The following is a 20750-nucleotide window of genomic DNA, read 5'->3' as shown; positions in this document are numbered from 1 at the left end:
GTCCTACAGATGGCGTGACATCAGGGCCGGCGTACCGGGGAGTCGCCCGCAGCGCTGCCGCAACATGTCTTCCTCAGTGCGTCTGCCATACCGCCTCAGACAGCACGCATGCGTTGTCGTCGGTCGTTGTTATGCCATGGGCGTTGCGTGGCCCCATGGCCTCCGATTGCCGCTGCTGCGTCTGAATGGCTCGGCGCGGTGCCAGCTCAATCCCATTTCCATTGCCAAATCAGGTCCAGGGCGTTGTCGTCGCCGCCTTGGGCACGCAGCGTGAAGCGCTGCGCGATGCGGTAGATGAGCTGCCACGACCCCGTCGTCGCGTTCAGGCTGCGCTCGTAACCCACGTACCAGCGCCTGGAGAGCTGCTTGCCCAGGCGCACGATGGTGGCGCGGGTGTCGTCGTCGCTTTGCGCCAGCGAGAGTTCGTCCAGGCCGAGGTTGCGCAGCACCTTGCCCGTGGGACCTTCGCCCTCGCCGCTGAGCAGGGCCAGTGCGGCACGCTGCAGCAGCGCGGTGTCCGTGCGCCCCAGGCCATCGGGGCCGCGGCCCAGCAGCAGCCAGGAGAGCTTGTCGGTATCGCTCATTTCCGGCTGGGAATACAGGCTCACGCGCGGAGCCAATGCCGTGCCGCCGACTGAGACTCCGACGCGCACGTCGAGGTTGGGGCGAACGGCCAGCAGATCCAGCGCCGGGTTGTCGTAGGCGCCGCTGAAGCGGATGTCACCGCGCTCTATGTCCAGCTTCTGGCCGTAGGCCGCGTACTGGCCACCGTCGGCGGTGAGGTTGCCTGTCATGCGCAGCGGGCCGTTGTTCTGGCTGAGCTGGAGCTGGCCGCGCAGAGTCGTCGCCAGGCCGCGGCCACGCACCTTGAAGTCGCGGCCGAAATCCAGCGCGATGTTGACGCTGCTGTTGCGCACAGCTTTGGGTGCGGGTGGCGCGACGGGTGCGCCGTCGCCTTCGCCACGCGCGCCGCGCACCACAGTCACGTCGTCTGCCAGCGCCGGTGCATCACTGCGGCTGAAGTCAAACAGGCCTTCGTCGGCACGCAGCTTGCCGTCAACCTTCAGGCCCTTGACATCAAGGCCCAGCGTGGCTTCGCCGCTGGCGACGACGCGACGGTCCACGCGCGACAGCACGCGCAGCTTGTCGGCCGTCAGCCGGATGTGGGCGCTGGGCTGGGCGCCCAGTTCGGCGCTGCCGCTTGCGCGCAGCCAGCCGTCGCCGCCGCGGGCCTCCAGCTTCGAGAGCTCGGCGTGCTGGCCCTTGAGGTCCAACGTGAAGCGGCCCTCGGTCACGTCCACGCCGTACAGCAGATGGCGCAGCGCGATGTTCTCGCCCTCGGCGCGGCCGGTCAGGTCGGGGGCGCCCACGCGGCCGGCGAGCAGCAGCGTGGCTGCCGCGCGCCCGCCCAGGCGCCAGCCGGCCGGCACCCAACTGCCCCAGGTGCCGAGGTCGGCGACATTGGCCTGCAGTACGCCTTCCAGCGGTGTCGATGCGTCAGGCCACATTTGGGCGGGCCGCAGCGCCAGCGCGCCGCCGAAGCTGCCCAGCTCCTTGCCGGCGATGCCCTGTGCGAAGCGCCAGATGCCATCCTGTACGTTGACCGCCAGGCGCAGGTCGGTCAGGCCCAGTGCCCGCTGGCCGAATTCGTCGGTCACGCGCAGGTCACCGCCCTGGCGTTCGATGAGCAGCTCGGCCGTCATGCGCTCGTTCAGCAGCAGGCTGGCACGGCCAGTCATGCGCAGGTCACCGCTCCAACCGAAGTCGGGCTGCCAGCGCGCCAGCAGCGGAGCCACGGCCAGGTCTTCCAGCTGCAGATCCGCGCGGGCCACGGGGTGCTCGCCGCCAGTCCAGCTCAGTGTCTGCCAGCGCACGAAGGCGCCGCCGATCTCGGCGCGGCCCGGCTCGGCTTGCAGGCGAGGGCCGTCGCTGGCCCAGCGCAGGCCGATGTCGCTGGCAGCCAGCAACGCTGGCGTGTTGGGCCGTAGCGGGCCGACGGCGATTCGGGCGATGCGGCCCGCCCAGCCCTGGGCGTCCCAGCGGCCGTGGGCCTGCAACTGGGCATCGAGAGTCAGGTCTTGCGCATCGCGCGCAATCCTGCCGTTCAGCTGGGCCTTCAGCTCATGCGAGCTGCGCCGCCCCTGCAGATCGAGCTTCAGGCTGGTGAACTGGGCCTGTGGGTGACGCAGCTGGCCGACGTCCAGCGAGAACGCGACCGGGCCATCGCCGTCTGCGCCGGGCAGCGGCAGTTCCCAGCGCGCCTTGGCACTGGCGACGGAGACGCCCTGGGCGCGTGCCGAGACCAGCGTCAGCCGTCCGCTGCCACCAGCTTCCCAGCTCTTGACGCCGCGGATGAGCTGGAAGCTGCCATCGGCATCGCCCTGGCCGGCGACGGGCGGCTGGCCGAAAAGGGCCAGCAGCGGATTCAGCTCCGCCAACGCGCCAGCCTTCAGCGTGGCGGTGCCGGAGACGGCTTCGGGCCGGGCTTGGCCGCCAGCCTGCACGCGGCTGCCGCCGAGGCGAAGGTCCACATCAAACACTGCGGCGTCGTTCGCGCGCTCACGCTTCAGCGTGGCGTGACCGTCAAGGACGAGGCCGGAAAACTGGCCGGGCAGCAGTCGGACGTCGACGCTGCCGGTGAGCGCGGCCAGCGTCCTGCCGCGTACGCCGGCATCTGCATCGGCGTTCAGACGCGTCGGGCCGGGCAGCCTGGCCCAGGCGGAGCCCGGCGCACCGCGCCACAGCAGGTGAGGGTCGAACTGGCGCACCTGGGCCGTGAACTGCGCGGTGCCAGTCGTGTCGACGCGGCCGCTGACCTGCAGCGTCGCGTCGCCGCTGGTGAGGCGGGCCTCCTCGATCCGCCATTGGCTGCCCTCGCCCTGGACCTGGGCCTTGATGCGAAGCGGCCGCCTCTCCAGCGTGCCGCCGAGATCGAGCCGGGCGCTGAGCGGGCCGGTCTTGCTGCCGGCCAGGCTGAACGGACCGTCCAGGCGGGCCGGCGTGGCGCGCGCGTCCAGCGTCTCGGGACGCAGTCCTTGCACGCGCGCGTCGAGCTGCCAGCGCCCGTCTGCCTCGTGCTGCCCCTTGCCCTGCACGCGCGCGCCGCCGGTCAGCTCGGCATCCAGGGCCGTGAGGCGCAGGCTGGTGGGCTGGTCGGGGCGGCCGGCCAATGCCAGCACCAGGCGGTTGACTGGCAGTGCGCCTTGATCCCAGCGGCCGGCGGCGCCGTTGCGCAACTCGGCCTGCAGCGTGGCCTCGGCATTCAGGGCCGGCGCCTTGAGTCGTGCCGTGCCGCTCAGCGCCGTGCGCGGCAAGCCGGGTGCGAGGGCTGCCAGGTCCAGCCGGTCAGCCTGCAGTTGCAGCGCATTGACGGGCCAGGGCGCGAAAGGCTGGATCTCGCCGTCAGCCTTCAGCGTCTGGTGGGCTGCTTCCAGTTCAGCCTTCGCCTTGAGCCGGGCCAGCGGGCCTGTGACGGCGGCGACCGCCCTCCACGGCAGCTCGGTCGCCTCGGCCTGCGCCACGCGCAACGCCGCGTCGGTCTGCAGCGGCGCGGCGCTTCCGATGCGGGCCTCACCGGCGAGTGTCAGGTGTTGCCAGCGCGCGGCCTTGATCTGGACGTGGTGTGTGCCGCGTCGGGGCAGATCGAGCTGGGCTTCCAGGTCCAGCAGCGGCGTCTGCTGCGGAGACCAGCTCAGTCGGCCCACGCGCAAACTGGCGATGTTTACACCCAGCGGCAGTGTCAAGTCGGGCGGTGCGGCGAGCGGCGTGTCGCTGGACTGGCTGCGGATGTTGATCTCGTCGATGGCCAGCTCGCGTGCCAGCAGCAGGCCGTCGCTGGCATTGAGCCCCAGGCCCTGCCAGCGCAGGCCACGCAATTCGGCCTCGCCGCCGGCCCAGCTCAGCAGCAGGCGGCGGGCGCTGAAGTCGCCCATCAACGAGCCCTCGGGAGCCTCGATCTGTACGCCGGGCAGGTGGGCTAGCAGCCATGCACCGCCGGCAGGACGATGCAGCAGCCACGCGACGAAACCGGCCAGCAGCACCAGCACCAGGGCCAGCACGATCAGGCCGGCGCGCAGGACGCGAAGGCTGCGCCTCACAGGGCGATCCCCACTGAAAAGTGCAACCGCCACTTGCCGGTCTCCTGCGCGCGAGCGAGATCAACGCGCAGCGGGCCGACGGGGCTGCGCCAGCGTACACCGGCGCCGTAGCCGACGACGGGGCGGTAGTCGGCCCAGCGCGAGGCGGCGTTGCCGGCGTCGATGAAGAGCGCGCCCCAGAGGCTGGGCATGCTCATCGTGAAGGGGCGCGCCACCTCGAGGCTGCCGGTGGCCAGCACGCGGCCACCCACAGTCAGGCCGTTGCGTTCCACGCCGAGGCTCCGGTAGGCGTAGCCTCGCACCGACTCGTCACCGCCGGCCAGGAAGAGTAGCTTCTCGGGTACGCCCACGCGGTCGTGCGCAACCACCTGCGCCACCTCGGCGCGCGCCGAACCGTACCAACTGGCACCGAGCGGCTTATAGACGCCCAGCTTGAGCTGCATGCGGCCGAAGGGGCCGCTGTCGTCGGTGCCGCCGCCCTTCGCATAACCCAGGCCGACCAGGGCCAGGGCCTGGTGGCCGTCGGTGGGCAGCAGGGTGCTGTCCAGGCGGCGGCGTATCCACTGCTGATTGATGGAGAGGGCGAGATTGGTGTTGACCTGCGCGCCCGTGGTTTCACGGGCGCGCAGCAGCTCGACGTAGCTGAGCCGCTCGTCGTTGGTCGATTCGTACAGCCGACCCAGCCGCAGGCCCAGGTTGGTGGCGACGGTATCGCCCGAGCGGTCCTGCTCGAACTGCATCGCGGCGATGTTGCGGTGCAGGTCGGGCTGGGGATGCGAGCTGAGTTCTAGCTCGGCACCGCGCAGGTCACGGCTGAGCTGAAGCTTGGTGCGCGCGCGCACGGGGAGGTCGAAGGGGCGACGGTGCAGGTGCTCGACGCTGATGCTCTGGCCGGTGTTGCTGTGGTAGCCAACCGCGACGGTGGCCTGCTGCAGCGCCGACTCGGTGACTGTGACCAGCACGGGGTTGCTGCCATCCGGGTCCAGGGTCTCGGACTGCAACTGCACGCGCACGGCATCGAAGAGCTGGGTCTTGGCCAGGCGCTCCTGGAATTCGGCCAGCTTTTGCTCGGTGTAGGCGTCGCCGTTGTCGAAGCCGGCCAGGCGTTCGATGGTCCGGCGGTCCTGGCGCTTGAGTCCTTCGATGTGCAGAGTGCCGAGCCGGGCGCGGTTGCCGCTGGCCAGCACGAGGCGGAGCTCGGCGCTGTGCTCGTCAGGGTCGACGCGGGCTGCGGTGTCGGCCCAGCGCGCCAGCGGGAAGCCGCCGGTGCGCGCGCGCAGCAGCAGCTCGCTCTTGCCAGCGGCCCATTGCGACTGAGTGAACGCGCTGCCGCTCTTCAGCGGCCACAGCCCGCGCAGGACTTCGCGCAAGGCCTTGGCATCGTCTTCGGCCAAACCCTCGGTGAACTCCAGCTCCAGCTTACCCACGCGGGTGAGCGGCCCCGGATGGACATTAAGTCGCAGGCGAGTACCGTCCTCGGCGTCGCGCTCCACCTCGGCGGTGGCGTTGAAGTGGCCTTCGGTTTCCAGCAGCGCCTGCGCCTGCGACGGTGCGGCCGCCGCCAGCCGCGCCAGCTCGACGCGGCTCAGTGCGGCCTCGCTGGCTCGGTAGCGGGCGAGGTCTAGGTTCTGCTGCAGCAGCGCGCGCAGGCTGCCGTCGCGGTCATCGTCGACGCGGATGTCCAGGCTGTAGACGGCGGGCGCGTCGGCAGGGATGTCGGGGGCCGGCGCGGCGGCTGGCGGCGGGGTCTGGGTAGCGCAGGCGCTCAGCAGCGCCGCGAACAGCAGCGCGAGCAGACGCGCCATTACTTGCTCAGCAGCCGCATGGCGCCTTCCAGTCCGGAGAGGGTCAGCGGGAACATGCGCTGCTGCATCAGCTGCTGGATCAGCGCGATGCTCTGCCGGTACTGCCAAACGCCTTGCGGCTCGGGGTTGATCCACGCGTACTTGGGGAAGGCGTGGGTGAGGCGCTGCAGCCATTCGGCGCCGGCCTCGTCATTGTTGTACTCGACGCTGCCACCGACCTGCAGGATCTCATAGGGGCTCATCGTCGCGTCGCCGACGAAGATGAGCTTGTAGTCGCGGTTGTACTTGCGGATCAGGTCGAAGGTGCTGAGCTTTTCGGCGAAGCGGCGGCGGTTGTTCTTCCAGACGAAGTCATAGACGCAGTTGTGGAAGTAGTAGAACTCCAGGTGCTTGAATTCGCTCTTGCAGGCGGAGAACAGCTCCTCGACGCGGTGGATGTGCTCATCCATCGTGCCGCCCACGTCCATCAGAAGCAGCACCTTGACCTTGTTGTGGCGCTCGGGCTGCATGCGGATGTCCAGCAGCCCGGCATTGGCAGCCGTGCCGTGGATGGTGCCGTCCAGGTCCAGCTCAAGTTCCGATCCCTCGCGCGCGAAGCGGCGCAGGCGTCGCAGCGCGACCTTGATGTTGCGCGTACCCAACTCCAGCGTGTCGTCATAGTCGCGGTAGGCGCGCTGTTCCCAGACCTTGACGGCGCTTTTGCCGCCGCCCTTGCCGCCTATGCGTATGCCCTGCGGGTTGTAGCCCGAATTGCCGAAGGGGCTGGTGCCACCGGTGCCTATCCAGCGGTTGCCGCCTTCATGACGTTCCTTCTGCTCCTCGAAGCGCTTTTTCAGCGTCTCCATCAGTTCATCCCAGCCCATCTTCTCAATGGCGGCCTTCTGTTCGGGCGTCAACTCCAGTTCGAGTTGCTTGCGCAGCCATTCCAGCGGCACGTCGGTCGTGAAGTCAGTCAGCATCTCCACGCCCTTGAAGTAGGCGGCGAAGGCGCGATCGAACTTGTCGTACTGGGTCTCGTCCTTGACCAGGCTGGTGCGGGCCAGATGGTAGAAGTCGTCGATGGAGGCCACGCCGTCGCTGTCCGGGCCACCGATGACGCCGACGCGCAGCGCCTCGAGCAGCGTCAGGTACTCAGGCACCGTCACCTTGAGCCTGGCGGCGCGTAGCGTGTAGAAGAACTGGATCAGCATGGCGTGCCGATTATGAAAGGCTGACGGTGGCGCGCTTGTGTGCAGGGGTTAGCGCCGCGCCGGCGCGTGGCGAGCCAGCCAGTCGAAGAATTCGCCGTACCAGAGCCGACTGTTGCGCGGTTTCAGCACCCAGTGGTTCTCGTCCGGGAACCAGACGAGGCGGGACGGCACGCCCAGCGACTTGAGCGTGTTGTAGTGGGCCAGGCCCTGGGCGTCGGGTACGCGGTAGTCCATCGCGCCGTGGATGACCAGCGTGGGCGTGCGGAAGCTCTTTGCGAACGCGTGCGGGCTCTGCGCGGCGACGCGGGCCGGATCGTCCCAGTAGGCCGCGCCAAGCTCCTTGCGGTGCCAGCTGTAGGCGTCGTCGGCGTACATGGCCTGCCAGTCGTAGCAACCGGCGTGGCAGACGTAGGCCTGGTAGCGGCCGGGTTTCACATGGCCGTTCATCCAGGCGACCATGTAGCCGCCGTAGCTGCCGCCCGTGGCGACGATGCGCTTCCTGTCCACCCAGGACTTCTTCAGCAGCCAGTCGGTGCCGGCCTCCACGTCCTGCAGTTCGTACTCGCCCCATCGGCCGGTGATGCAGTCCAGGAACTCGTGCCCGAAGCTCGACGAGCCGTGGTAGTTCACGCAGGCGACGACGTAGCCCTGCGCCGCGAATGCCTGGTGGTTCCAGCGCCAGTGCCAGCTGTCGCCGAAGGCAGTGTGCGGGCCGCCGTGGATGACGTGCATGACCGGCCACTTCTTCTTGGCATCGAAGCCGGGTGGGTAGATCAGCCACATCTGCACGTCGTCGCCGCGTGCGCCGGTGATCGTCACCTCTTCATGGCGGCCGAAGGTGTGGGCCCCCAGGCGCTCGTCGTTCAGCGCCTCAATGCGGTGCAGCCCATCCTCGCCAAGCACCGACAGGCGCGGCGGAAATTGCACGCTGTCGTGGTTGACGACGACGAGGTCGGCGGCACAGGCGAAGCTGCCGACATGGCCGCCCTCGAAGACGGGTTCGGCAAGCCGTTCGCCTAGCGCGAACTGCCACAGGTGGCGGCGGCCGCGTTCCTCGGCGGCGAAGAGCAGGCTTTGGTCGTCCACGGTCCAGCGCAGCGGCGCGCTAACCTCGTGGTCCCATTCCTCGCTGAAGACGGCCCAGCGGCCCTGCCGGTCCAGTACGGCCAGTCGATTGGGCTGGTTGTGGCCCCGCGCCTGGTGGCTGGCCAGGAAGGCGAGGTGGGCGCCGCCATGGCTGTAGCGCGGCGCGGCGAAGTCCCAGTCGGCGTCCTGCAGCAGCACGTCGACGCGGCGGGTGCGCACGTCGATCTGGGCCAGCGCATAGCGGTTGTCCAGCTTCTTCTCGGCACCCGGGTCGAAGGCGAAGGCGATTCGGCGACCGTCCGGCGCGATGTCGAAGCTGTTGGCATCCGGCTCGGCGCGGCTCAGCTCCCAGGCCGTGCCTTCGAACAGGTCGCGTGCCTTGCCCGTTTCCACGTCCATCACATGCAGGCGCGGCACGCGGCCCATTGGGATGTTGTGGTCCCAGAAGCGGTAGAGCGACTCGTCGGTGACGTAGGCACTCTCCTTGCGGGCCTTGAAGTCCTTTTGCGCTGCGCCCTGCTCGGCGGCCTTGCAGTTGGGCCAGACCCAGGAGACGAAGGCGATGCGCCGCCCGTCCGGGAACCACTTGAAGGACTCGACGCCAGTGGGCACCAGGCCCACGCGTCGCGCCTCGCCGCCGTCCGGCGGGATGACGTAGAGCTGGGGCTCCTCGTCCAGCGCTCGACCATTGGGGCCGGCCTGCTCGCGCTTGGCCGTGAAGGCAATCAGGTCGCCGCGCGGGCTCCACTGCGGGTTGCCATCCTTTTCGCCGGCTTCGGTCAGGCGGCGCGGCTCGCCGCCGAGCGTCGAGAACAACCACAGGCTGCTCTGCGCCTTGTTGGTTTCCATCGAGTAGCGGGTGACGCCAGCCGCCGCCTGGGCGCCGTCGGGGCTGAGGCTGGGTTCGCCGATCCGATCGAGGGCCCAGAGGGCGTTGACATCGAACGGCTGCGTCTTCTTCCCTGTCTTCATGTTGTTCTCGTCTTGGTATGTGTACCTGCGTGCCAGGCGCGAAGGGAGCTTATCTTGGCCGGGTGAGCTGCCAGTTGAGGTGGGCCTTGACTTCGGGCCATTCGCCCGCGGTCAGGCTGTACATGACGGTGTCGCGCACCGTGCCGTCACGGCGCGGCCAGTGGTGGCGTAGCACGCCGTCGCGCTTGGCGCCCAGACGCTCGATGGCGCGCTGGGAGGCGTGGTTGAAGTTGTCGGTGCGCCAGCCCACGAGTCGGGCGCCCAGCGTCTCGAAGGCATGCGTCAGCAACAGCAGCTTGGCCGTCGTGTTGACGGCCGTGCGTTGCGCGCGCTTGGCATACCAGGTGTAGCCGATCTCGACGCGTTCCACGGCGGGCACGATGTCGTGGTAGCTGGTGGTGCCCAGCACCTCGCCGCTTGCCTCGTCTAGCACCGCGAAAGGCAGGCGGTGGCCGGCGGACTGGCCAGCCAGGGCCGCCTCGACGTAGGCGACGGTTTCGTCGGGCGCCGGTACGCTGGTGAAGCGCAGGTTCCAAAGCTCGCCGTCGGCCGCGGCCGCCTGCAGGCCGGGCACATGCTCCAGGGTGAGCGGCACCAGGCAGACGGGGGGAGTGGCCAGCGTGACGGGCAGGACGGGTTTCATGGCTTGTTCCTCAGCATCAGTTTGCGGGCGACGAAGCGCCCCACGCCACAGCCGGCGACGATGAGCACGAGGCCCGCCATCTGCTGCGCATTCCAGTCGGTGCTGCTGATGAAGTCGATGCCGAACTGCCGGCCCAGCCACCAGCCTGCCAGTGCACCGGCGACGAAGCCGACGGCGTCGGCCAGGGCCTCGCGCATCGCGCGATCGAAGTCCTGAGCCATCAGTGGCGCCCGGCCGTCCGGAGCCACGGGGTGCCCCCTCGGGGGGCGATGAGCTTATGCGGGCGTGGGGATTTCGTCATCGGTTGTTCTTCTGCATGAAGACCAGCTTTTCGAACAGGGTCAGGTCCTGTTCGTTCTTGAGCAGCGCACCGACCAGGGGCGGGATGCTGACCTTCTCGTCCTTGGCCTGCAGCGCGCCAACTGGCACGTCCTCGGCCAGCAGCAGCTTGAGCCAGTCGATCAGCTCTGAGGTGCTGGGCTTCTTCTTCAGTCCCGGCAGGTTGCGCACGTCGTAGAAATTCTTGAGTGCAGCGGCCAGCAGGTCTTGCTTCAGCGTCGGGAAGTGCACGTCGACGATCTTGCGCATCGTCTCGGCGTCGGGGAACTTGATGTAGTGGAAGAAGCAGCGGCGCAGGAACGCGTCGGGCAGTTCTTTCTCGTTGTTGGACGTGATGAAGACCAGCGGACGGTGCCTGGCCTTGACGAGCTGGCGCGTCTCGTAGACGTAGAACTCCATGCGGTCGATCTCGCGCAGCAGGTCGTTTGGGAACTCGATGTCGGCCTTGTCGATCTCGTCGATGAGCAGCACCACGGGCTGGTCGGCCTCGAATGCCTGCCACAGCACGCCCTTGACGATGTAGTTCTCGATGTTCCTAACGCGCTCGCTGCCCTCGATGCCGGCGAGCTGGCTGTCGCGCAGCCGGCTGACGGCGTCATATTCATACAGGCCCTGCTGGGCCTTGGTCGTGCTCTTGATATGCCACTGCAGCAGCGGCATCCCGAGGGCCGACGCGACCTCTTCAGCCAGCATGGTTTTGCCGGTGCCAGGCTCGCCCTTGATCAGCAGGGGGCGCTGCAGCGTGGCTGCGGCGTTGACCGCGAGCATCAGGTCGGCGGTGGCGACGTACTGGTCGGAACCTTGGAATTTCATGGGGAAAACCGGGGCTTGAACGAGGCCGGATCAGTATAGGAGGCCTCCTATAATCGCCGCCGCTCAAGAACACGACACCAACACGAGACCACTTGGGACCATGAAAAAACTGCTGCAGATCTCGCTCGCCCTGGCCGCTGCCTTTGGCGCCTTTGCCGCCCAGGCCCAGGATGTGAAGGCCGGCGAGAAGAAGATCGCCATGTGCATCGGCTGCCATGGCATCGCCGGCTATCAGGCCAGCTTCCCCGAGATCCACAAGGTGCCGATGATTGCGGGCCAGAACGCCAAGTACATCGTCACGGCCCTGCAGGCCTACGCCAAGGGCGACCGCAAGCACCCGACGATGCGCGGCATCGCTGGTTCGCTGAGCGAGCAGGACATGAACGACATCGCCGCCTTCTACGAACAGCAGGCCAAGCTGCCGGCCGTGCCCGACAGCGTCCCGGCCGCGCCGGCCAACGTCGCCGAGTTGCTGACCAAGGGCGCCTGCGTGTCCTGCCATGGTGCCAACTTCAGCAAGCCCATCGACCCCAGCTATCCCAAGCTTGCTGGCCAGCACGCCGACTATTTGAGCGTCGCGCTGAAGTCCTACAAGACTGAGAACAACAACAATGTCGGCCGCAGCAACGGCGTCATGGCCGGTCAGGTCAAGCAGTTCAGCAATGCCGAGCTGAAGGCCATCGCCGCCTACATCGGCTCGCTGCCGACCGAGATGGCGACAGTGCCGCAGGGCAAGTTCCGCTGAGCGCCAGTCGCCAGCAGCCAAAGCCGCCCCCGGGGCGGCTTTTCTTCTTTTTGGGACGGACGGGGTGTGCATTGCTGCACGCGCGGAGGCCGGCCCCGCGGTGATACTCGGCCCGCGGTGAGGGCCATGCTCAAGAAGATTCCAGCCTCAGAAGCGACATTAGGGATGTTTCTCCAGTCATTGGAGGGCTCCTGGCTGTCTCACCCGTTCTGGAAGACGAGGTTCGTCCTGGCTGACCCGGCCGACCTGGCGGCGTTGAAGGCCAGTGGCGTGCCGGCTGTCTGGATCGACATCAGCAAGGGATGCGATGTCGCGCCGCCGGCCCCTGCGCCGGTCGAGGTGCCGGCCGAGGCGCCGAAGGTTGAGGTCGTCGCAGTGCCCTTGCCCCCGCCGGCGCCGGTGCAGCCCGAGCCGCGGACTAGCCTTGAGGATGAACTCAGCCGAGCGTCGCAGGTGTTGAACCGCTCGAGGCTGGCCGTCACGGCGTTGTTCAACGAGGCGCGGCTGGGCAAGGCCATCGATACCGAGGTCTGCCTGCCCATCGTTGGCGAGATCGCTTCGTCCCTCGCGCGCAACCCCTCGGCCTTCCTGAGTCTGGCCCGGCTCAAGACCAGGGATGACTACACCTACATGCATTCGGTTGCCGTCTGCGGCCTGATGGTGGCCTTGGCCCGCCACATGGGCCTGCCCGACGAGCAGGCCCGAGAGGCGGGTCTGGCGGGGCTGCTGCACGACGTCGGCAAGATGCAGATGCCGCTGGAGGTGCTCAACAAGCCCGGCGCACTAACCGATGCGGAGTTCAAGGTGATGCGCAGCCATCCCGAGCGCGGCTGGGAGTTGCTGAAGGATGGCGTCAAGGTACCGCCGGCGGCGCTGGACGTCTGCCTACATCATCACGAGAAGATCGATGGCACCGGGTATCCGCACAAGCTGGCCGGCGAGCAGATCAGCCTGATGGCGCGCATGGGCGCTGTCTGCGACGTCTATGACGCCATCACATCCACGCGCCCCTACAAGACGGCCTGGGATCCGGCCGGATCATTGCAGCGCATGGCGCAGTGGAAGGGGCAGTTCGACCCCATCATCTTCCAGGCCTTCGTCAAGAGCGTGGGCATCTACCCGACCGGCACTCTGGTGCGGCTGCAGTCCGGCCGTTTGGCCGTAGTCGTGGAGCAGAACCCGGCCTCCCTCGTCGCGCCACGCGTCAAGGTCTTCTTCTCGACGAAGTCCGGCATGCCTATTCCGGTGGAGCTGCTGGACTTGGCGGCCTCTGGTACCAGCGATCGCATCGCCGGCCGCGAGCCACCCGAGAACTGGAACTTCGGGCGCCTCGACGAGCTCTGGAACCCCAACGCCAGGCGCTGACGCAAGGGCTTTTCCGCCCCTCCTAAACTGCGGGCCCTGCAGTTGGGAGAAGAGTGATGAAACGATGGATTGGCGTGGCCCTGCTGGCGCTCGCTTGCGGTGCCTCGGCGCAGACCCTGCGCTGGGCCAGCCAGGGCGATCCGCAGACCATGGACCCGGACTCGCAGAACGAGAGCCTGACCAACATGGTCAACGGCCAGATCTACGAGCGGCTGACCAACCGCGATGCCAAGTTGACCCTGGTGCCAGGCCTGGCGGCCTCCTGGGCACAGACCGGCCCGCTGACCTGGCGCTTCAAACTGCGCCAGGGCGTCAAGTTCCACGACGGCACGCCGCTGACGGCCGACGACGTCGTCTTCTCGGTGCAGCGTGCCAAGGAGCCAACTTCGCAGATCGCCGTCTGGGCCAACGCCGTCGGTGTACCCAGGCGCATCGACGACCTGACGGTGGACTTCCAGCTGAACACCTTCAACCCCATCTTCCTGCAGCACATTGACCAGCTCTGGATCATGAGCCGCAAGTGGTGTGAGACCCATCGCGCCACCAAGCCGCTGGACTTCAAGAACAAGGAGGAGAGCTTCACAGCGCTGAACGCCAACGGTACTGGCCCCTTCATGCTGGCCAGCCGACAGCCGGGCATCAGGACCGTGTTGAAGCGCAATCCGAACTGGTGGGGAAAGTTCGAGGGCAACGTGCAGGAGGTCGTCTATACGCCCATCGCCACCGACGCGACGCGGCTGGCCGCGTTGGTGTCAGGCGAGATCGACTTCGTGCTCGACCCCGCGCCGCGTGACATCTCGCGCCTGCGCAACACGGCCGGCATCAAGGTCATCGAGGGGCCGGAGAACCGCCTCGTCTTCATCGGCATGGACCAGTCGCGCGACAAGCTGCTCTACGGCAAGGTGCCGGGCGACAAGAACCCCTTCAAGGACCAACGGGTGCGCCGCGCGCTCTACCAGGCTATCGACATCGAGGCGATCAGGAGCAAGCTGATGAGTGGCCTGTCGGTGCCCACCGGCGCGCTGACGCCGTCCGGCATCGCATCCTTTGACGACCAGGCGCTGCAGACCCGTCTGCCGTACGACCTGGCCGGCTCCAGGAAGCTGATGGCCGACGCTGGCTACGCCAACGGTTTCGAGGTGACGCTGGACTGTCCCAACAACCGCTACATCAACGACGAGGAGATTTGCACTGCGCTGGCGTCGATGTGGGCGCAGCTGAAGGTCAGGGTCAAGGTCAACGCCATGCCTCGCGTCCTCTACTTCCCCAAGCTGGAGAAGTACGACACCAGCCTCTACATGTACGGTTGGGGCGGGTCGGTGACGGACGCCGAGAGCATCCTCACGCCGCTGTACCGCACTCGTGGCGACAAGGGTGTGGGCAATTACAACTTCGGTGGTTTCCGCAACGACCGCGCCGATGCGCTGGCGGCGCAGTCCAGCGTCGAGCCGGACGAGAGGAAGCGCGAGCAGCTCGTTCGCGGCGCGCTGGCCGAGTTGCGGGAGCAGGTCAACGTCATTCCGCTGCACCGGCAGGTGGTGCCCTGGGCGGCACGCGCGAACGTCACGGCCGTGCACAGGCCAGACAACTGGCTGGAGCTGGCCTGGGTGAAGGTTGGCCGCTGATATGTGGAAAGCAAAACAGCCTCCTGGCGGAGGCTGCTGAAATTAAGGTTTGCACCTGCGAAATGAACTTAAGACTTGCACCTGGTGCAAGTCAATGCTTCAGGCCGCAAAAGCAATGGACCGACTCACGGCGAGCTGGCGGAAGCGGTGAGATTCGAACTCACGGAAGGCTCACACCTTCGGCGGTTTTCAAGACCGCTGGATTAAACCACTCTCCCACGCTTCCTCAGGGCGCGCATTCTACGGGGCGCCGGCTCAGTTGCCCGGCTGCTGCGCCTGCTTGCAGTCGACCTGGATGATCTCGCGCTGCGTGCCGTCCACACGCGCCGCCGTCAGGCGGCCACCCCAAACACAGCCTGTGTCCAGTCCCAGCAGGTTTGAGCGGTCCAGGAGTCCGAGCGTGGACCAGTGGCCGAAAGCGATCGGTGTGTCGTCGGTCCGCCGGCCCGGCACCTCGAACCAAGGCATGAAGCCCGCTGGCGCGGCGCCGGCGCCGTCCTTGGTCTTGAAATCCATCTCACCGTCAGCGCTGCAAAAACGCAGCCTTGTGAGTGCATTGACGGTGAAGCGCAGCCGTGCAGTGCCGCTGAGGCCCGGATCCCAGCGCGCCGGCTCGTTGCCGTACATGGCGCGCAGGAAGTCGGGCAGATCCGGCCCGCGCAGTACCGCCTCCACCTCGCCGGCCAGCGTCAGGGTGTCGCCACGGCTCCACTGCGGCGCCACGCCTGCATGCACCATCAGCCAGCCCGCCTCGAAGACGGCCATGCGCTGCTGGCGCAGCCAGTCCAGCAGCGTGGACCGGTCGGGTGCGGCGAGGATGTCGTCCAGCGTGTCGCCGCGGTGGGCGTGGCGCACTCCATGATGGGCGGCCAGCAGGTGCAGGTCGTGGTTGCCGAGAAGGCAGGTCGCTGCATCCCCAAGGCCTGCGAGGCGGCGCAGCGTAGCCAGCGAGGCCGGTCCGCGGTTGACGAGGTCGCCCAGCAGCCAGAGGCGGTCGCGAGACGGGGAGAAGTCCAGGCGTTGCAGCAGCCGCTCCAGGGCGTCGCAGCAGCCCTGGACATCGCCGATCAGATAATTCATGGCGTGATTGTCCCGGCCCCCGAGCGAGGGATCGCACGATGGGCCGGGGCCTGGCCTTCTGATAGTCTCCCGGGCTTCGTTTTTGACCCCGCGCCGATCCGGGTTTTCCCTTGATCTGGCGCCTTCGATGGATACCGCTCTCGTTCTCTTCCTGATCCTTCTCAACGGCTTGTTCGCGATGTCGGAGATGGCGCTCACCGCCAGCCGCAAGGCGCGGCTGCAGGTGATGGTGGAAAGCGGCGAGGGGGGCGCGCAGGCCGCGATGGACCTGCACGACAACCCGACCAAGTTCCTGTCGACCGTGCAGATCGGCATCACCGGCATCGGCGTGCTCAACGGCATCGTTGGCGACGCGGCCTTCTCGGGCCCGCTGTCGGCGTGGCTGAGCGCCACGTTCGCGCTGAACCCCAATGCCACGCAGATCGCGGCAACCGCGCTGGTGGTGGTCATCATCACGCTGCTGACCATCGTCTTCGGCGAGCTGGTGCCCAAGCGCATCGGCCAGATCTATCCGGAGACCGTGGCGCGACTGGTGGCGCCGACGATGACATTCATCTCCATCATCGCGCGCCCGCTGGTGCGCACGCTGAGCATCTCGACGGAGGCCACGTTGAGCTTGCTGGGCCTGCGCAACAAGGGTGCGCGCGGGGTGACGGAAGAAGAAATCGCGGCCAGCCTGGAAGAGGGGCTTGATGCCGGCGTCATCGAGGAGCACGAACACCAGATGGTGCGCAACGTGTTTCGCCTCGACGAGCGCCAGATCGGCTCCATGATGATCCCGCGCGCCGAGATTGCCTGGCTGGACGTGGACGCGACGCCGGCAGAGGTGCTGGCGATGCTGCGCGAGCACGGCTTCAGCCGCTATCCCGTGTGCCGCGGCGGCCTGACAGACGTGCTGGGCGTGGCGAGCGCGCCGGCGCTGCTGGCGGGCATGCTGGAAGGGCGGCCTCTGGACCTGACGGCGGGCCTGGAGCCGCCGCTATTCGTGCCCGAGACGCTGTCGGGCATGGAGCTGCTGGAACATTTCCGCGTCTCGGACGCGCCGCTGGTGTTCGTCGTCGACGAATACGGCGAGGTGCAGGGCGTCATTGCCGTGCGTGACGTGCTTGAAGCCATCGCCGGGGAGTTCAACGCTCCCAGCGATGGCGATGCCTGGGCGGTGCAGCGCGAGGACGGGAGCTGGCTGATCGATGGCCTGATCCCGGTGCCCGAGCTGAAGGACCGCCTGGAGCTGAAGGAACTGCCCGAGGAGGACCGTGGGCGCTACAACACCCTGGCCGGCATGATCATGCTGCTGCTGGGGCGCTTGCCGCGCACGACCGATGTGGTGGAGTGGGACGCGTGGAGATTCGAGGTCGTGGACCTCGACGGCAAGCGTGTGGACAAAGTGCTGGTCAGTCGCCTGGCCGAACCTGGAGAGAAAGAAACATGAGCAACCCCCCGATGTACGGCGAACTGCTGCCGCTGGACCGCGAAGTCCACAAGAACCTGAAGCTGGACACCGATCAGTCCATCGTCGGTCGCGTCGCCGACCAGAACTCGGTCTTCCTGGCCGCCGTCGAGTTCGCGGATGCATGCAAGGAGTACCCCATCGTCTTCGTGCGCGCTGGCAACGGCGCCACGGAAGCCAAGCCCGTCGTGGCGCCGCTGGCCGTGTTGGGGCTGCGTGCCGGCTCCAACCTCTTCGTTGAAGGCGAGAAGTGGACGGGTAACTACGTGCCCGCCTATGTGCGTCGCTATCCGTTCATGATGGCTCGCCTGGACGACAACGCCAACAATCTGGCTGTCTGCTACGACAGCAAGTGGCAGGCCTTCAACGAGGCCAAGGGCGAAGCGCTGTTCAAGGACGGCGAGCCGACGGAGTTCCTGCTGAACGCCAAGGCCTTCCTTGAGAACTTCGAGCAGGAAGCCGAGCGCACCCGCCTGATCTGCAACCTGCTCGTCGACATGGAGCTGCTGCAGGACATGCGCTTTGAGGCCACGCTGCCCAATGGCGAGAAGTTTGACGTCGAGGGCTTCCTGGCGCTCGACGAGAAGAAGTACGCCGAGCTGCCCGACGCCAAGGTGCTGGAGCTGCATCGCAACGGTCTCATCGCGCTGATCGAGATGCATCGCCTTTCGATGACCAACATGAACCGCCTTGTCGGCAAGTACGCCGCCTGACGCGGGGCACTTCGACACCATTCGAGGCCACGCGATGCGTGGCCTTTTTCTTGGAGAGCCCCGGTATGCTCAACCGATGACCGCAACCCTCGGGCCCATGCGCAGGGAGAATCACATGCCCGTGCTGACTGACGACGAGCGCCGCGACGACTTCGACCACGGCCTCGCGCGCCGCCGCGAGGTGCTGGGCGACGTATGGGTGCGCCGTGCAACGCTGGACTCGACCAGCTTCAATGCCGACTTCCAGGACCTCATCACCCGCTACGCCTGGGATGCCGTCTGGAACCGCCCCGGCCTGCCCACCGCGACGCGCCGCCTGCTCGTTCTCGCCTTCACCATGGCGCAGGGCCGCTGGGAGGAGTTCGACCTGCATTGCCGTGCGGCGCTGGCCGCCGGCTTGCCGCCCGAGACCGTGCGCGAGGTGCTGATCCAGGGGGGCATCTATGCCGGCGTGCCGGCCGCCAATACCGCCTTCAAGCGCACGATGTCGCTGCTGGCGGAACTGGGCATCAAGCCCGAGGCGGCGCCGCTGATGCCGGCCGCGCGCCCGCGCCACCACACGACCTTCAGCCGCCCCCAGCTTGCCGTGACGCTGCAAGGGGAGGGCGACAAGGTGCCGGTGCTGCTGGCCCACCCGCTTGGCCTGAGCGAAGCCATCTGGCAGGGCCTGGCCGGCCGCCTGGCTGCCCTTGGCCATCCGACGCTGCGATACGACCTGCGCGGCCATGGGCGCTCGCCCAACCCCCGCGCCGACTGGGGCCTGGCCGAGTTGGCCGAGGACGCTGCCCGCCTCGTCACCGAATGGGGCTGCGGCCCCGTCGTCATGGTCGGCCTGTCCCTGGGCGGGCTCGTGGCCCAGCAACTCGCGGCGACGCGACCCAACCTGCTGCGCGGACTGGTGCTGGCGCACTGCGATTCGCATTACCCCGAGGCGGCGCGAGTCGTTTTCAGCCAACGTATCGACGCGGTGCGCGGGCAGGGCATGGGGGGCGTTACGGAGGCGGCGCTGGCGCGCTACCTGAACCCGGCGCTGCGCGCCACGCGCCCCGACATCGAAACCCTGCTGCGCGACGTCCTGCTGGCCCAGGATCCAGCCGCCTACGTCCAGGCCTGCGCAGCAGTACGCGATGCCGACCTGCGCGGTGCCCTTGCCGGCTGGGCGGGGGCGACCCTGGTCATCGGCGGCGCGCTGGATGGAGGCGTGCTGCCCGAGCGCGTTGCTGCCCTGGCGGCCTCCATTCCGCGCTCACGGCTATGCTTGCTGGATGAAGCATCGCACCTCGGTCCCATCGAGCAGCCGGCAGCTTTTGAGAGCAGTGTTGTCGCCTTTTTGGGTGACATGTAAACCCGAAAATGGGCAATATTTCAGTTGTATCGGTCTGTGAGCCTCACCAATTTATGTCGATTCATTCCCTAGACTCCGCGGCTTGGTGCGTTGGGTACCAAGGACGCAGTCGATGATCCCGATTTTTGAAGAGAGCCGCCGTACCCCGCTGACCCCCCATGGCGGCCCGCCGCTGGAGCTGGACAGCGACTTCGGCACTCTGGAAGGCGATGCCTACGAATTGGTCGAGCGTCGCTACGGGGATCGTGGCCTTGCTCTCACGCGGGAGCGTTTCAACAGCCGCAATGAAGATGGTGACATCGTTTGCACGGCGCGAAACGGCGACCGGACGGTTGGCACCATGTCAGTGCGCTTCGATGGTGTGGGTGGCCTGCACACAGACCTGCTGTTCGAGGCGGAACTGGCCGAATGGCGGGCCGCGGGCATCAAACTCTGCGAGTTCGGTAGTTTGGCCGTGGATCGCAACGCGCCGGAGTCGCGAGCGCTGCTGGCGCAAATCTTCCATCTCGGCTATCTCCACGCCTACCGGCGTGCACGCTGTCAGCGCCTGGTCATCGAGGTGAATCCTCGGCATGTTGCCTTCTACCGTCGTTGGCTGGGATTGCTGCCGTACACGACGGCGCGCCACAACCCGCGCGTGAATGCTCCGGCCGTGCTGATGAGCATCGATTTCGAGACCATCCGCGAGCAGATATCCCTCTGGGCGGGCCGTGCCGACAGGCTGTCCACGGCGCGCTGCCTCTATCCGCTGTTCTGGGACGAGGCGACTGAGGCATCCATGCTCGCCAAGCTGCCCTGAGGGGCGGGCCAGGGGTCAGCGGCATTCGCTGGCGGCCTTCTGTGTGAACAGGCTGGCCGGTGCTGTCCGACCTGGCGTGTGGGTAGCCATGCGGTCAGCTACATAAGGTGCGGTGGCGAATTCACCGCGCAGGCGCTTTAGCAGATCCTCGCGGTCGGGTAACGGTGCGCCGCAGGAGATGCGTGACGCAATGGCCCGGTCCAGCGCACCTTCCAGGCCGTTGCACTGCACCGAGAACGAGGTGTGGTGCGGCTGGCCAAACCGGTCAGTCCAGGTCGCGACGACGCGTAGCACAGGGCCTATGGTTCGTAGCACCCACTCGAAGCGGATGCCGGCGGTACGTGTGCGGCTGCGCTTCATGAGCCGACCCATGGCGCTGCCGCCGGGGCGGCGTGGCCGCTCCAACTGCAACTCGTTCAGGAATTGCTCGTGGGCCGTGGCGCCGGGACTGGCGGCCAAGGAGCGGGATGGGGAGGAGCCTAGGGTTCCAGTCGTCATCGCCTGGCTCCTGGGGTGTCTGCGGTGGCGGACCGCCGTGCTGGAAGTTGCTTGCCCATGCGGGTCTCCTGGGTGGGGACGTGAGCGAAGCTTGGTCGATGCTGGCGGCGCCAGGCAGCGGACGGGATCCGGTGCGGCCGTAGGAGGAGCAGCAATGCCGGGGGCGCGACCCGGTCTTGGCACGT

General features: G+C 67.4%; 16 protein-coding genes and 1 tRNA gene. 7 read left to right on the top strand and 10 right to left on the bottom strand.

Features of this window, described 5'->3' with window-relative positions; translation table 11 throughout:
- Positions 1-206 precede the first annotated feature (206 nt).
- From QM732_RS16475 to QM732_RS16445, 7 genes are read right to left on the bottom strand one after another with little or no spacing between them, the layout of a single operon-like run.
- Positions 207-4097 carry a translocation/assembly module TamB domain-containing protein gene (locus QM732_RS16475; RefSeq protein ID WP_415657186.1) on the bottom strand — a complete coding sequence of 1297 codons (3891 nt, stop codon included), beginning with the start codon at positions 4095-4097 and terminating at the stop codon, positions 207-209.
- Positions 4094-5902, bottom strand: coding sequence for an autotransporter assembly complex protein TamA (locus QM732_RS16470; protein ID WP_415657185.1), 1809 nt, complete (start codon positions 5900-5902; stop codon positions 4094-4096). Before QM732_RS16470 ends, QM732_RS16475 begins: the two co-directional genes overlap by 4 nt.
- Complete coding sequence (locus QM732_RS16465) at positions 5902-7092, bottom strand: vWA domain-containing protein (RefSeq protein ID WP_415657184.1); 1191 nt, start codon at positions 7090-7092, stop codon at positions 5902-5904. Before QM732_RS16465 ends, QM732_RS16470 begins: the two co-directional genes overlap by 1 nt.
- A 48-nt stretch (positions 7093-7140) precedes the next feature.
- Positions 7141-9150 (bottom strand): S9 family peptidase, encoded by a 2010-nt coding sequence (locus QM732_RS16460; protein WP_415657183.1) that lies wholly within the window; start codon positions 9148-9150, stop codon positions 7141-7143.
- 49 nt (positions 9151-9199) lie between these two features.
- Entirely contained in the window at positions 9200-9793 is a 594-nt protein-coding gene (locus QM732_RS16455) for a GNAT family N-acetyltransferase (protein ID WP_415657182.1), read from the bottom strand.
- Entirely contained in the window at positions 9790-10041 is a 252-nt protein-coding gene (locus QM732_RS16450; protein ID WP_415657181.1) for a hypothetical protein, read from the bottom strand. The genes QM732_RS16455 and QM732_RS16450 overlap by 4 nt, the downstream gene beginning before the upstream one ends.
- Before the next feature lie 49 nt (positions 10042-10090).
- Positions 10091-10945, bottom strand: a complete 855-nt coding sequence (locus tag QM732_RS16445; RefSeq protein ID WP_415657180.1) for an AAA family ATPase — start codon at positions 10943-10945, stop codon at positions 10091-10093.
- 100 nt (positions 10946-11045) lie between these two features.
- Here QM732_RS16445 and QM732_RS16440 point away from each other — a divergent pair, with 100 nt between their 5' ends.
- From QM732_RS16440 to QM732_RS16430, 3 genes are all read left to right on the top strand, one after another.
- Complete coding sequence (locus tag QM732_RS16440) at positions 11046-11690, top strand: c-type cytochrome (protein ID WP_415657179.1); 645 nt, start codon at positions 11046-11048, stop codon at positions 11688-11690.
- A 126-nt stretch (positions 11691-11816) separates the two neighbouring features.
- Positions 11817-13055 (top strand): HD-GYP domain-containing protein, encoded by a 1239-nt coding sequence (locus QM732_RS16435; RefSeq protein WP_415657178.1) that lies wholly within the window; start codon positions 11817-11819, stop codon positions 13053-13055.
- 56 nt (positions 13056-13111) lie between these two features.
- Positions 13112-14680 carry an ABC transporter substrate-binding protein gene (locus QM732_RS16430; RefSeq protein ID WP_415657177.1) on the top strand — a complete coding sequence of 523 codons (1569 nt, stop codon included), beginning with the start codon at positions 13112-13114 and terminating at the stop codon, positions 14678-14680.
- 136 nt (positions 14681-14816) lie between these two features.
- Here the strand turns inward: QM732_RS16430 and QM732_RS16425 are convergent.
- Together QM732_RS16425 and QM732_RS16420 are read right to left on the bottom strand one after the other, a co-directional pair.
- Positions 14817-14906 (bottom strand) — tRNA-Ser (locus QM732_RS16425).
- A 29-nt stretch (positions 14907-14935) separates the two neighbouring features.
- The gene (locus QM732_RS16420) at positions 14936-15760 is read right to left on the bottom strand and encodes a symmetrical bis(5'-nucleosyl)-tetraphosphatase (protein ID WP_415657176.1); all 825 of its coding nucleotides are present in this window, start codon (positions 15758-15760) and stop codon (positions 14936-14938) included.
- Between the two features lie 127 nt (positions 15761-15887).
- Between QM732_RS16420 and QM732_RS16415 the strand changes: the two genes are divergently transcribed.
- The 4 genes from QM732_RS16415 (at position 15888) to QM732_RS16400 (ending at position 20067) form a co-directional block, all read left to right on the top strand.
- Positions 15888-17192 carry a hemolysin family protein gene (locus QM732_RS16415; protein ID WP_415657175.1) on the top strand — a complete coding sequence of 435 codons (1305 nt, stop codon included), beginning with the start codon at positions 15888-15890 and terminating at the stop codon, positions 17190-17192.
- Entirely contained in the window at positions 17189-17923 is a 735-nt protein-coding gene (locus QM732_RS16410) for a SapC family protein (protein ID WP_415657174.1), read from the top strand. Before QM732_RS16415 ends, QM732_RS16410 begins: the two co-directional genes overlap by 4 nt.
- A gap of 115 nt (positions 17924-18038) precedes the next feature.
- Positions 18039-19268, top strand: a complete 1230-nt coding sequence (locus QM732_RS16405) for an alpha/beta fold hydrolase (RefSeq protein ID WP_415657173.1) — start codon at positions 18039-18041, stop codon at positions 19266-19268.
- Between the two features lie 112 nt (positions 19269-19380).
- Positions 19381-20067 (top strand): N-acyl amino acid synthase FeeM domain-containing protein, encoded by a 687-nt coding sequence (locus QM732_RS16400; protein ID WP_415657172.1) that lies wholly within the window; start codon positions 19381-19383, stop codon positions 20065-20067.
- A gap of 15 nt (positions 20068-20082) precedes the next feature.
- Here the strand turns inward: QM732_RS16400 and QM732_RS16395 are convergent, their stop codons facing one another.
- Positions 20083-20565 (bottom strand): hypothetical protein, encoded by a 483-nt coding sequence (locus tag QM732_RS16395; RefSeq protein ID WP_415657171.1) that lies wholly within the window; start codon positions 20563-20565, stop codon positions 20083-20085.
- Positions 20566-20750 lie beyond the last annotated feature (185 nt).

The sequence above is a fragment of the Roseateles sp. genome, assembly GCF_047654805.1.
Classification (GTDB): domain Bacteria; phylum Pseudomonadota; class Gammaproteobacteria; order Burkholderiales; family Burkholderiaceae_C; genus Pelomonas.
Note: the sequence above shows the minus strand (reverse complement) of the source record. Positions and strands in the feature narration are given on the sequence as shown.

Excerpts from the sequence above, each read along its gene's own strand:
- QM732_RS16410 (WP_415657174.1), top strand. The coding sequence starts at position 17,189 with ATGAGCAACCCCCCGATGTACGGCGAACTGCTGCCGCTGGACCGCGAA.
- QM732_RS16435 (WP_415657178.1), top strand. The coding sequence starts at position 11,817 with ATGCTCAAGAAGATTCCAGCCTCAGAAGCGACATTAGGGATGTTTCTC.
- QM732_RS16430 (WP_415657177.1), top strand. The coding sequence starts at position 13,112 with ATGAAACGATGGATTGGCGTGGCCCTGCTGGCGCTCGCTTGCGGTGCC.
- QM732_RS16460 (WP_415657183.1), bottom strand. The coding sequence starts at position 9,150 with ATGAAGACAGGGAAGAAGACGCAGCCGTTCGATGTCAACGCCCTCTGG.
- QM732_RS16415 (WP_415657175.1), top strand. The coding sequence starts at position 15,888 with ATGGATACCGCTCTCGTTCTCTTCCTGATCCTTCTCAACGGCTTGTTC.
- QM732_RS16455 (WP_415657182.1), bottom strand. The coding sequence starts at position 9,793 with ATGAAACCCGTCCTGCCCGTCACGCTGGCCACTCCCCCCGTCTGCCTG.
- QM732_RS16445 (WP_415657180.1), bottom strand. The coding sequence starts at position 10,945 with ATGAAATTCCAAGGTTCCGACCAGTACGTCGCCACCGCCGACCTGATG.
- QM732_RS16400 (WP_415657172.1), top strand. The coding sequence starts at position 19,381 with ATGATCCCGATTTTTGAAGAGAGCCGCCGTACCCCGCTGACCCCCCAT.
- QM732_RS16420 (WP_415657176.1), bottom strand. The coding sequence starts at position 15,760 with ATGAATTATCTGATCGGCGATGTCCAGGGCTGCTGCGACGCCCTGGAG.
- QM732_RS16470 (WP_415657185.1), bottom strand. The coding sequence starts at position 5,902 with ATGGCGCGTCTGCTCGCGCTGCTGTTCGCGGCGCTGCTGAGCGCCTGC.
- QM732_RS16440 (WP_415657179.1), top strand. The coding sequence starts at position 11,046 with ATGAAAAAACTGCTGCAGATCTCGCTCGCCCTGGCCGCTGCCTTTGGC.
- QM732_RS16405 (WP_415657173.1), top strand. The coding sequence starts at position 18,039 with ATGCCCGTGCTGACTGACGACGAGCGCCGCGACGACTTCGACCACGGC.
- QM732_RS16395 (WP_415657171.1), bottom strand. The coding sequence starts at position 20,565 with ATGACGACTGGAACCCTAGGCTCCTCCCCATCCCGCTCCTTGGCCGCC.
- QM732_RS16465 (WP_415657184.1), bottom strand. The coding sequence starts at position 7,092 with ATGCTGATCCAGTTCTTCTACACGCTACGCGCCGCCAGGCTCAAGGTG.